The sequence below is a fragment of the Bacteroides xylanisolvens XB1A genome (assembly GCF_000210075.1).
Lineage (GTDB): Bacteria > Bacteroidota > Bacteroidia > Bacteroidales > Bacteroidaceae > Bacteroides > Bacteroides xylanisolvens.
Window position 1 is genome coordinate 702,602 of the sequence record NC_021017.1, and the last position, 12,374, is coordinate 714,975.

The following is a 12,374-nucleotide window of genomic DNA, read 5'->3' on the forward strand; positions in this document are numbered from 1 at the left end:
CTTTATATGCATAAGATGAAAGCAGCGGCCCTGCTATTGTTCGCAATTGCGAGTCTCTAAAATCATCACTTTGATTTCTGCCTAAACCAACACGTGTAGAATGTAAAATAATTGATTTATTTTCTCTATCACGACAATCTTCAACAGCTTCTTTTAAAACAAATTCTTCCTCCAAAGTATTATAATCTAAATTCTTATCCTCAACAATGAATTTTAAAACATTATTTGGTCCGAATTTTATTGTGCCATCATCAAACTGCGCACTTCTTATCAAGATACCATAATATATATCAGTACTATCAGATAAGCAAAGATCAATACCTCCTCTGGTGCCACCTTTAATTTTTGAATTCTTCGTCATGCCTGTACGATGAACATAAAATTTTCCATAATTATTCTTTTGCAGTTCATTTCCATGCACAAACCCATCATTAAACTTTGGGTGCTTAAAATAAGCTTCTACTTCAATTGGGTAAATCCGCAACCCATTACTCAACTCAAACATATAATTTGTAACTATCAATTTATTAATTGTTTGAAGCTGTTTCTCTATTTCCTTAAAGTCACTACATTGTATTAAAATTGCAATTTCTTTTTTCAAAGTATCCATGATTATTATAATATTAAATTTCTTTGGGTAAAGATAATCTTTTTAGTAAAGAGTTGTCTGAATATATCAACTTTTTTTATTTCTCACTTAGATGATATCAAATAGTCAACAACAGAGTCCCAATTCGGATACTGCTCCGAACCAAATAATATCAATTCACCACTAAAATTTTCCGCACCATTTTTGAGGCGATCATCTATCAAGAAGTCTCCTTTGTTTAAATTTTTATGATGGCTAAGAATTAATCGTTTATAGCTATATGTACCTAACCATTTTTTCACCCATACAAGTTTATCCGACCAAGCAGAAGGATTATTCCAAGGTGCCGTGGAAAGAATGTACACATCATAAAAACGTACTAAACGATGGAAAGCATCAATTGCTCCTTTATATGGATACATTTTCGCAAAAATGTTAGGAACTTCATCATATCGTCCCTCATATTCTTTCTTTTCGTATTCACTCAATTTGTTAATACCTGATTGGAAGTCAACTAATACATTATCCATATCAATATAAAGTATAGGTTTGAAAGTCGATAACGCTGATATCATACAATTTTTATTTTATAAATTTTGAATTTAATGAATTATCCCGTAGTGATGCTATTCTTATCCTGTTGACAACAATCTGACAAGGCTACCATTTATCCATCGATTCAGTTTTACACCAATCAAAAATAATATTGTAAATCCAATAATTAGTTCCATATTTCTTACTTATTTTATTTTTTCTACTTATTATTTAGTCACAGTCCAAGACAAACAATTCAATGCACCTCCCCATTTCTTTATAATCGGAGCTATATTAATCTGGTAAATTCGTCCATCATAGGAAGGATGCAATTCTTTTATCTGGCTTAAAGCCTCTCCATCTGTAGGTAATCCAAGTCCGGGAATTATGATTACATCACGTGTCTGAAGCATATTTATATATGCCCAACTATTTTCATCATACTTGCTAAGTTTTAAATCTATAACGGCAAAATCGTCACTCAATCTACGTCTCATTTCTCGTTCTATCTCTGGAGGATAAACTTTCAAGTTGACCAATATCTTACCATCACCAATATTATGAATAATTCCATCTGTATGACCACAGATATCATATTTGTCCCATGGTAGAAATACAATATCTGCTCCATAAAAGTTTTCCTTTAGTATTGCCAGTACTTCGCTCTGGTCAATCTGTGAATTTTCCTGAAATACCTTTTCTGTCATGATGACAATTGGTTTCCGACCTCTCATACATGATCCTATCCACTTTGAATTCGCTTCACACACGACTACATTTCCCCCATCAACAATAAGTGGAGACTGTGTAATATCCATATCTCTACTCATAGCTTTAAGTACAGGAATAATATTAGTTTTGTACTGTGGCTTATCCTTCAAATAATCAGGTTCATAGCGAAATTGAATATAAGACTTAAATCCCCACTGTATTGGCATATAATCTCGACACCAATAATCTTTAGTGTGTAGTAATGTACCATGCTCTATATGGTGGTAAACAAGAATGTCTGATATTTCTTTATAAACATTGGGATAATGCCAAGCAAAAAGACTTGAGAAATAAATGGCATCTTTATACTGTTCTGTAACCATAATCTTACCTAACGAAAAACCAATAATAATATGTTATAACTAGAAAAATGCCATTTGGCAATATCCATAGCTTAAAACGATCTCACAAATATCACAATGCAAAGATAAGTGCATAGCCAAACAATCTATTTACTCAAAAATGCAAAACGATTCGTATACCTTCATTTAAATGATTTTACATGTGATTATCTATCAATAGTATATAAAACAATTATGACACCATACCATTTGGTACGATGTCATAATCTTAGTAGAACCATGCCAAGAAACCGAAGTCATAATGACATGATGAAATTACACTAACCTAATTTATTTATTTTTCTTCCAAAGCTTGCTCATATCTTCCAGTGTCTTACCTTTCGTTTCAGGCACCCAACGCCAAACGAAGATAGCAGCAGCCACACAGATTATGCCATATAAACTATATGCAAACATCGGGCTGAAGTCGTACAGTGCCGGGAAAGTAGAAGATACAATGTAATTGAATATCCATTGGAATGCTACGGCGATTGCCACCGCTTTACCACGGATGGTGTTCGGGAATATTTCCGAGATCAACACCCAGCAAATCGGTCCCCAAGACATCATAAAGAATGCTGCATACACAATCACTGAAAGTACCGGGAGAACACCCTTTATTGCCATGCTATCACACATTGCTACCGCAAATGCACCTACAGCCATACCAATAGAACCGATTATCAATAGTGGTTTACGTCCGAAGCGGTCTACAGTGAAGATTGCAACCAATGTAAAGACAATGTTTACAATACCCATAATAACTGTCTGCATCATGCCACCTCCTTCTGCACCTGCATTTTCGAAAATACGAGGAGCATAATAAAGTACCGCATTAATACCGATAGCCTGTTGGAATACAGAAAGCAAAATACCGATCACAATTACTGCCACTCCATAAGTAAAGATTTTCTCTGTCTTTTCATGAGCAGTAGCTTTAATATCATTAAGAATTTCCTGTGCTTTTGTCTTACCATTGATCTTTTCAAGAATCGAATAAGCCTTTTCATCCTGCTGTATCAATACAAGATAACGAGGAGTCTTGGGAACAAAGAACAATAACAAACCGAAGAAAGCGGCAGGGAAAGCTTCCGAACCGAACATGTAACGCCATCCTTCATAAACGGTCCACATATCAGATTCAGCACTAACAGACAGTACACCGGCTGCATCTTTCAAAATAATAGGATTTTGATGGTCGCCCATAATCAGGAAATTCACGAAGTATACTACCAACATACCGAAGATGATAGCAAACTGGTTACACGATACAAGCGTTCCACGAATATTAGAAGGAGCAATTTCAGCAATATACATCGGACAGACTGCAGAAGCCAGTCCAACACCGATACCGCCCAAAACACGATACAAATTAAAAGCAATCAGCAAATCCATGTTCGGCTTTCCATATTCGAAGAACAAGACTTCCGGATAATAGGAACCTAATGCTGAAAGGAAAAAGAGTACGGCAGCAAGCCTTAGAGAATTACGACGTCCCAAACGGGAAGCAAATATACCGGAGATCGCACCACCCAGTACACAGCCAATTAATGCACTGGAAGATGTGATTCCATGCATTACTTTATTGTATTGAAAATCAGAGGCCGAAAGGAAAAAAGCCTCCAAGCCTTTCTCCGCACCGGAAATAACCGCTGTATCGTATCCGAAAAGCAGTCCTCCCAAAATGGCGACAGAGGTTATCGAATATAGGTAGAGTTTACTACCCTCGTTCGTTGTATTAATCATGGTTATAAGTAGATAAAGTAGTGTTGTAGTAGTTGGATTTATATCACCACAGATTTCACAGATTGACACAGATAAAATTCAAAATAAGAGAGAAGAAAATTAATCTGTAACAATCCGTGTAATCTGTGGTGGGATTAATTAGCAATACATATTCAGAATTGCTTCATAAAGCTCTTGTTTACCGCTAGTCTGCTTCGGTTCACCGTTTGCTTTAGCATAAGCAACTACATCTTCCAAAGTCAACTTGCCATCTTCAAACTCCTTACCTTTACCGCCATCAAATGAAGCGTAACGGTCAGCCAACATTTTCTTATATGGAGATTCGTTCAGCAGAGCAGCTGCGCTTTCCAATGCACGAGCCATAGCGTCCATACCTGCGATGTGAGCGATGAAGATATCTTCCAGGTCAGTAGAGTTACGACGAGTTTTAGCGTCGAAGTTTGTTCCACCGTTACCCAAGCCGCCGTTGCGGATAATTTGCATCATAGCTTGTGTCAGTTCGTAGTTATCAATCGGGAATTGGTCTGTATCCCAACCATTCTGATAATCACCACGGTTAGCGTCAATAGAACCCAACATGCCGTTGTCTACTGCTACTGCCAATTCGTGTTCGAAAGTGTGACCAGCCAAAGTTGCGTGGTTTACTTCAATGTTCACTTTGAAATCTTTATCCAAGCCATGAGCTTTCAGGAATCCGATTACTGTTTCTGTATCTACATCATACTGATGTTTTGTCGGTTCCATCGGTTTCGGTTCAATCAGGAAAGTACCTTTGAAACCACGGGCACGAGCATAATCACGAGCGATGGTCAGCATTTTTGCCAAGTGTTCTTTTTCACGTTTCTGATCTGTATTCAGAAGAGACATATAGCCTTCACGGCCACCCCAGAATACATAGTTCTGACCACCCAGTTCGATCGTTGCATCGATTGCATTCTTGATCTGAACAGCAGCACGAGCTACTACGTCAAAATCAGGGTTAGTAGCAGCACCGTTCATATAACGTGCATGGCCAAATACGTTGGCAGTACCCCACAACAGTTTGATGCCTGTTTCAGCTTGTTTCTGTTTTGCGTATGCTACGATTGCTTTCAAGTTAGCTTCGTATTCTTCGATGCTTGCACCTTCAGAAACCAAGTCTACATCGTGGAAACAGTAGTATTCGATACCCATTTTCTGCATGAATTCGAAACCTGCATCCATTTTATCTTTTGCAGCTTGTATAGCGTCAGCATTACTATTCCAAGGGAATTGTTTTGTTCCGCCACCGAATTGGTCGCCACCTTCAGCACACAAAGTATGCCACCATGCCATAGCGAATCTCAACCAATCTTTCATCTTCTTACCGTTGATAACCTTTTCAGCATCGTAGTAACGGAATGCCATCGGATTCTTACTATCTTTACCTTCGAACTTAATCTTTTCAATTCCCGGGAAAAATTCTTTTGTTGCCATAATTCTTTTATTTTAAAATGGTTATTATTTAAATTGTTAATTATTTATCTGAAGACAGAACCGGAGCCGGTATGTTACCGGTCATCGACTTTTCAAGACGGTATTTCCATTTTGCGTACGCGTCAGCATATTCCTGTCGTTTTGCCACATTAGGCTCAATCACATCCAGTTTGTCAAGCGTAGCAAATGCCTCATTGTTATCCTTGTAGATACCTGCACCGATGCCCGCACCTTTCGCAGCGCCTACGGAACCATCCGTATCGTAAAGCTCGATAGTAGCTCCTGTGACTCCCGCCAAAGTATCGCGGAAGATAGAACTCAAGAACATATTAGCGTGTCCGGCATGGATCATCTTCACAGGAATTCCCATTTGCTCCATGATATCAATGCCATATTTAAAAGAGAATACAATACCTTCTTGAGCGGCACGAATAATATGATGTTTGCCATGCGTATTAAAATCCAGTCCACGGATACTGCAACCGATTTCTTTATTGTTCAGCATACGTTCGGCACCGTTACCAAAGGGCAGAATACTGATTCCCGCACTGCCGATAGGAGCTTTGGAAGCCAATACATTCATTTCATTATAAGATATTCCTTCGGGAGCAATGTTGCGTTTCACCCATGAGTTGAGAATACCTGTTCCGTTGATGCAAAGCAATACTCCCAAACGTGTCTGATCTATGGTATGATTGACATGCGCAAAGGTATTGACGCGTGACTGCGGATCATAGTTCACTTCACCGTTCACGCCATAAACCACTCCCGATGTTCCTGCCGTAGAAGCAATCTCTCCCGGATTAAACACATTCAAAGAAAGGGCATTGTTAGGCTGGTCGCCTGCACGATAAGTAATCGGTGTCCCTTCTTTCAGTCCAAGCTCTTTGGCAGCTATTGCATTTACACGTCCCTGCTCTGCAAAGGTCGGTTTAATATCTGCAATCAAAGAAGAATCAAATCCGTAATAATCCATTAAGAAATCAGCCACCCGGTTGTTCTTGAAATCCCAGAACATACCTTCCGAAAGTCCGGAAACAGTTGTGCAGATTTCTCCACTCAACTTCATGGCAATATAATCGCCCGGCAGCATTATCTTATCAATCTGCTCATAGATGGCAGGTTCGTTTTCTTTAATCCACGCCAACTTGGAAGCGGTAAAATTTCCCGGTGAGTTCAACAAATGAGAAAGACATCTCTCCTCCCCGATTGTCTCAAACGCTTTCTGACCGTATGGCACCGCACGGGAGTCACACCAGATGATAGCAGGACGCAATACATGCTGATTCTTATCAACACAAACCAATCCGTGCATCTGATAAGAGATGCCGATGGCTTTAATTTCAGCGGCACTAACTCCGGATTCGGTCATAATAGCCTGCGTGGACAACTTTAAGTTTTCCCACCAACTTTCAGGATCTTGTTCCGCCCATCCGGGATTCACTGCAATAATATTCGCTTCTGTTTTCGGAAAAAATGCCGAGGATACACATTTACCAGTCTCCGCATTTACCAAACTCGCTTTTACAGACGAGCTACCTATGTCATAACCTAATAGAAACATAATTTTATTTACGATTAAACGATTTACTATTTACGATTTACGCTCAATGTCCGACAATTAATGCTTTAACATCCAACGCCTAATACTTAATACTTGATACTTAATACTTGAACAGGGTCTACCTTCTTACCTTATTATATATCTTCTTATCAAATTTATAATAACGGGCAGCACGGTGAGCCACTCCTTGTTGTTTTTCTTCCAAAGGAACTACATATTCCATCATTGCTATTTTCTTATGGAAGTTACGCACATCCACGGCTTTGTCGTATACTAATTCAAAAAGAGTCCTTAATTGTGCGGCTGTAAATTTACGCGGAAGCAGTTCGAACAACATGGAAGGATTAAATTCTACGAACTGACGAATATAAGTCATTGCCTCCTTTATAATCAGATTATGGTCGAAAGCCAGTGTTTTCACGTCTTTCAAAGCGACCCAGCAAGCCTGGTGATCGTCCAGATTCTTATCCAATGTACGGTCTATCTTCACCATCGACAAATATGCAATGGTAACAATACGCTCCACTTTTGACTGCATAGCTCTTTCCAACCAACGTACATCTTTCGGATTACTCGTTCTGTTTTTAGAACCAAATGCTTTAAACTGCATCAGATTCACATTTTTAAGTCCTGTCAGTTCATACAAAACTCGTTGTGCAGCTTCATCCAGGGCTTCATCCATATAGATAAGACTTCCGGGAAGTTTCATATCATGATATACTTCTCCATTATCCTCACCTGCACGTTTTACAAGCAACACTTTCAGTTGTTCTCCGTCAAAACCAATCACTACACAGTCCACTGATATATGATTGTTTGCTAAAGGTGTATTTTTCTGTAAATTTTGCATATCTATTTCTTTAAGACGATGCAAATATAGAGGCTAAAAACCATCAAAACAAAAATAAGAACTATGCTATAAAACATTGTTTTTCATATAAATACATATCATACATTCTACAATATGAATAGTTAGTGTTATCTTACGAATTACAATATGTATTTTAGTATTTCCACGGGTGAGTAATTGTATAAAGTACAAAAACTAGATGGACGCTTTATTATCAGTACTTTTCATATCTTTTCCAACAGATGCCCGGAAAGGTACTTATTGTATTTTAAACGATATGTCATTTTGTACCTTATCGTTTTTTATTCTATCTTTGTCGGGTAAATATTAAAAAATCTAAAATGGAACGTCATCCAGTCATTTTATCCATTGCCGGCTCCGATTGTTCGGGAGGCGCAGGTATTCAGGCAGACATAAAAACAATCTCGGCTTTAGGAGGCTATGCAGCATCGGCTATTACTGCCATCACCGTACAAAACACACTGGGGGTACGTGCCGTACAGTCCATTTCTCCGGATATGGTTCGTGGGCAAATAGAAGCCGTGATGGACGACCTGCAACCGGTTGCCATCAAAATAGGAATGATAAATGACATTCAGATCGTTCGTGTAATTTCCGACTGTCTACAAAAATATTCGCCTGCATACGTCGTTTACGATCCGGTAATGGTGTCTACCAGCGGAAAGAAACTTATGACAGATGAAGCGATAGAAGAAATCAAAAAAGAACTTTTACCGCTTGTCACATTAATCACCCCTAATATTGACGAAGCAAAAGTACTTACAGGTAAAAGTATTCACAACATTCAGGATATGCAGACCGCTGCCAAAATGCTGACGGATGATTATCAGACTAATATCTTACTAAAAGGCGGACATCTGGAAGGAGACAATATGTGCGACCTTTTGCATACGTCCGAATTTATCTACCATATATATGAGGAGAAAAAAATAGAAAGCCATAATCTGCATGGAACGGGATGCACCCTCTCTTCCGCTATTGCCACCTATCTTGCCAAAGGCTACCCCATGCGAGAATCCATCCAGCATGCGAAAACATATATCACTCAAGCCATTATCGCAGGAAAAGAATTGAATATCGGCCATGGTAACGGCCCTTTATGGCATTTTCCGGACACCGTTGCACAAATGTGTACTTTTTGTGCGGTTGTATCATAAAAATACGTAACTTTGCACCCGCAATTAAAAATCAATTAAATAATAAAAATATGAAAGCATTTGTATTTCCCGGTCAAGGCGCTCAATTTGTAGGAATGGGTAAAGACCTGTATGAAAACTCAGCTTTAGCAAAAGAATTGTTTGAAAAAGCAAATGATATCCTCGGATATCGCATTACAGATATCATGTTCGACGGCACAGACGAAGATCTTCGTCAGACAAAGGTTACTCAACCTGCCGTTTTCCTTCACTCTGTTATTTCTGCTCTTTGCATGGGCGACGACTTCAAACCGGAAATGACTGCCGGCCACTCACTTGGTGAGTTCTCTGCATTGGTTGCTGCCGGTGCATTGAGTTTTGAAGATGGATTGAAACTTGTGTATGCACGTGCAATGGCTATGCAGAAAGCTTGCGAAGCTACTCCTTCCACCATGGCTGCTATTATCGCATTGCCGGATGAAAAAGTAGAAGAAATCTGTGCAGCAGTAAATGCAGAAGGTGAAGTTTGCGTACCGGCCAACTACAACTGCCCGGGACAAATCGTTATCTCCGGCTCTGTACCGGGTATCGAAAAGGCGTGCGAACTGATGAAAGCTGCCGGAGCCAAACGTGCTCTTCCGCTGAAAGTGGGTGGTGCTTTCCATTCTCCATTAATGGATCCTGCTAAAATAGAACTGGAAGCTGCTATTAAAGCTACCGAAATACATACTCCTAAATGTCCGGTATATCAGAATGTGGATGCGCTTCCTCACACTGACCCTGCAGAAATCAAAAAGAATCTGGTTGCCCAATTGACTGCTTCCGTACGTTGGACACAATCAGTAAAGAATATGGTTGCTGACGGTGCTACTGATTTTACAGAATGTGGCCCGGGTGCCGTACTTCAAGGATTGATTAAAAAGATTGACGGTACTGTCAATGCTCACGGTATTGCATAAATATCCGTAAGACAGACTTCATCTTTAAATGATATAGAGCGTGTTGGTAATAGTTCCAACACGCTTTTTTTTATATGAAAACCATAAATGGAATACAAACGAACATGTTGTAAAACACCCTGATACTTTTCTTTTCCGGCAAACTTTCCGAATCTTTCTTTTGTTTTTATTATAGGAATCATTTACTCAAATTTATGAGCCATGAAAATACATGAATATCAAGCGAAAGAGATTTTCTCCAAGTACGGAATACCTGTCGAGAGGCACACTTTATGCCGTACTGCCGCAGGCGTCCTGGCTGCATACCGGAGGATGGGAACAGACAGAGTGGTTATAAAAGCACAAGTATTAACCGGAGGCCGAGGAAAAGCCGGAGGAGTAAAACTGGTAAACAATACGGAAGATGCTTATCAGGAAGCCATGAACATTCTCGGAATGAGCATTAAAGGTCTTCCTGTCAATCAAGTTCTGGTCAGCGAAGCGGTTGATATTGCTGCAGAATATTACGTCAGTTATACCATCGACCGGAATACACGTTCTGTCGTTCTGATGATGAGTGCATCCGGTGGTATGGATATTGAAGAGGTAGCCCGTCAGACACCGGAGAAAATCATCCGATATTCAATCAATCCATTCATTGGCCTCCCCGACTATCTGGCAAGGCGTTTTGCTTTCACTCTCTTCCCCCAAATGGAACAGGCAGGTAAAATGGCTGCCATCCTTCAGGAACTTTATAAAATCTTTGTGGAGAATGACGCGTCGTTAGTGGAAGTAAATCCGCTGGCACTTACAAAGAAAGGTACGTTAATGGCCATTGACGCAAAGATCGTTTTTGATGACAATGCGCTCTATCGGCATCCGGAGATTCATGCTTTGTTTGATCCGACGGAAGAAGAAAAAGTGGAAGCAGATGCCAAAGATAAAGGATTCAGTTATGTTCACATGGACGGCAATATCGGTTGTATGGTAAATGGCGCCGGACTTGCCATGGCTACTATGGACATGACTAAACTTTACGGCGGTCAGCCTGCTAATTTTCTCGACATCGGGGGCAGCTCCAATCCTGTCAAGGTTATTGAAGCTATGAAACTCTTATTGCAGGATGAGAAAGTAAAAGTGGTCCTGATTAATATTTTCGGTGGGATCACTCGTTGCGATGATGTAGCAATGGGACTTCTTCAGGCATTCGAGCAGATAAACAGCAATGTCCCCGTCATCGTCCGGCTTACAGGCACCAATGAACATATCGGACGGGAACTGTTACGGAATTACAGCCGTTTCCAAATAGCCACAACGATGAAAGAGGCTGCTCTTATGGCTCTGAAAGCATAATACGTACCAAATCACTAAAAAATAAAGCAATTATGAGCATACTAATAGATAAATCCACCCGTTTGATTGTGCAGGGAATCACTGGCAGAGACGGGCTTTTCCATGCCAAGAAGATGAAAGAATATGGAACCAATGTGGTCGGAGGTACTTCTCCGGGCAAAGGAGGAATAGATGTGGACGGAATCCCCGTATTCAACACCATGTATGACGCTGTCGAGCAGACAAAAGCTAATACCTCCATCATTTTCGTTCCGGCACGTTTTGCGGCAGATGCTATCATGGAGGCAGCGGACGCAGGCATCCGGATCATAGTCTGCATTGCAGAAGGAATCCCCACACTGGACGTGATTAAGGCACATCAGTTTGCCGAACAAAAAGGTGCCATGTTGATCGGGCCTAACTGTCCGGGACTTATCTCTCCGGGAAAAAGCATGGTTGGCATCTTACCGGGACAAGTCTTTTTAGAAGGAAATGTAGGTGTCATCAGCCGTAGCGGAACACTTACTTACGAGATTGTGTATCACTTAACAGCTAATGGAATGGGACAATCTACCGCTATCGGCATCGGGGGCGATCCTGTTGTAGGGCTTCACTTCCGCCAACTGCTGGAAATGTTTCAGAATGATCCGGAAACAGAAGCAATCGTCCTGATTGGAGAGATTGGAGGAAATGCGGAAGAACAAGCGGCCGAATATATTCGTAATAATGTAACTAAACCTGTGGTAGCATTTATTGCCGGACAATCAGCTCCTCCGGGAAAACAAATGGGCCATGCAGGCGCTATTATTTCGGGAAGTTCCGGTTCGGCAAAAGAGAAAATTGAATCTTTGGAAGCAGCTGGTATCCGAGTGGCACAAGAGCCTTCGGATATACCCAAACTATTGAAAAAGTAACCTCCAAAAGAGAATAAAGAAAGCCGCAAAAGATACACCGAAGAATATCCTGAAATTATAGGAACAAGAGCTGGTAGACCTGGAATTGGAACTCAATAATATGGTGGATGATGAAGAAGATAATAATGAGGATTAACAGAAGAAGGGCGCGCTAGTTTCCTAGTGCGCCCTTCTCTATTACTG

Annotated in this window: 12 protein-coding genes; 4 read left to right on the top strand and 8 right to left on the bottom strand. The window is 40.3% G+C overall.

What is annotated here, in order from left to right; genetic code table 11:
- The 7 genes from BXY_RS02900 to BXY_RS02930 all read right to left on the bottom strand — a co-directional run.
- A partial coding sequence (locus BXY_RS02900; protein ID WP_208946743.1) for a hypothetical protein occupies positions 1-610 on the bottom strand: 610 nt, incomplete at its 3' end.
- Positions 611-693: 83 nt separating this feature from the next.
- On the bottom strand, positions 694-1,164 hold the full coding sequence (locus tag BXY_RS02905) for a 5' nucleotidase, NT5C type (protein WP_004316412.1): 471 nt from the start codon (positions 1,162-1,164) through the stop codon (positions 694-696).
- Between the two features lie 186 nt (positions 1,165-1,350).
- The gene (locus BXY_RS02910; RefSeq protein ID WP_004316411.1) at positions 1,351-2,217 is read right to left on the bottom strand and encodes an agmatine deiminase family protein; all 867 of its coding nucleotides are present in this window, start codon (positions 2,215-2,217) and stop codon (positions 1,351-1,353) included.
- Between the two features lie 309 nt (positions 2,218-2,526).
- Positions 2,527-3,981 (bottom strand): D-xylose transporter XylE, encoded by a 1,455-nt coding sequence (xylE, locus tag BXY_RS02915; protein WP_004316410.1) that lies wholly within the window; start codon positions 3,979-3,981, stop codon positions 2,527-2,529.
- A gap of 138 nt (positions 3,982-4,119) precedes the next feature.
- Positions 4,120-5,436, bottom strand: a complete 1,317-nt coding sequence (gene xylA, locus BXY_RS02920; RefSeq protein ID WP_004295876.1) for a xylose isomerase — start codon at positions 5,434-5,436, stop codon at positions 4,120-4,122.
- Between the two features lie 40 nt (positions 5,437-5,476).
- Positions 5,477-7,000 carry a xylulokinase gene (locus tag BXY_RS02925; protein ID WP_008640143.1) on the bottom strand — a complete coding sequence of 508 codons (1,524 nt, stop codon included), beginning with the start codon at positions 6,998-7,000 and terminating at the stop codon, positions 5,477-5,479.
- A gap of 118 nt (positions 7,001-7,118) precedes the next feature.
- A complete protein-coding gene (locus BXY_RS02930; RefSeq protein WP_004295874.1) occupies positions 7,119-7,850 on the bottom strand; it encodes an NUDIX hydrolase in 732 nt (243 codons plus the stop codon).
- A 341-nt stretch (positions 7,851-8,191) separates the two neighbouring features.
- Here BXY_RS02930 and thiD point away from each other — a divergent pair, with 341 nt between their 5' ends.
- Complete coding sequence (gene thiD, locus BXY_RS02935; RefSeq protein WP_004316408.1) at positions 8,192-9,028, top strand: bifunctional hydroxymethylpyrimidine kinase/phosphomethylpyrimidine kinase; 837 nt, start codon at positions 8,192-8,194, stop codon at positions 9,026-9,028.
- Positions 9,029-9,078: 50 nt separating this feature from the next.
- Entirely contained in the window at positions 9,079-9,966 is an 888-nt protein-coding gene (gene fabD / locus BXY_RS02940) for an ACP S-malonyltransferase (RefSeq protein ID WP_004316407.1), read from the top strand.
- On the opposite strand, the gene BXY_RS02945 is transcribed toward fabD, so the two are convergent.
- Positions 9,951-10,148, bottom strand: a complete 198-nt coding sequence (locus BXY_RS02945) for a hypothetical protein (protein WP_008640141.1) — start codon at positions 10,146-10,148, stop codon at positions 9,951-9,953. The genes fabD and BXY_RS02945 overlap by 16 nt on opposite strands.
- Before the next feature lie 19 nt (positions 10,149-10,167).
- Between BXY_RS02945 and sucC the strand changes: the two genes are divergently transcribed.
- Positions 10,168-11,298 (top strand): ADP-forming succinate--CoA ligase subunit beta, encoded by a 1,131-nt coding sequence (gene sucC, locus BXY_RS02950; RefSeq protein ID WP_004316406.1) that lies wholly within the window; start codon positions 10,168-10,170, stop codon positions 11,296-11,298.
- A 32-nt stretch (positions 11,299-11,330) separates the two neighbouring features.
- Positions 11,331-12,191 carry a succinate--CoA ligase subunit alpha gene (gene sucD, locus BXY_RS02955; protein WP_008640137.1) on the top strand — a complete coding sequence of 287 codons (861 nt, stop codon included), beginning with the start codon at positions 11,331-11,333 and terminating at the stop codon, positions 12,189-12,191.
- Positions 12,192-12,374 lie beyond the last annotated feature (183 nt).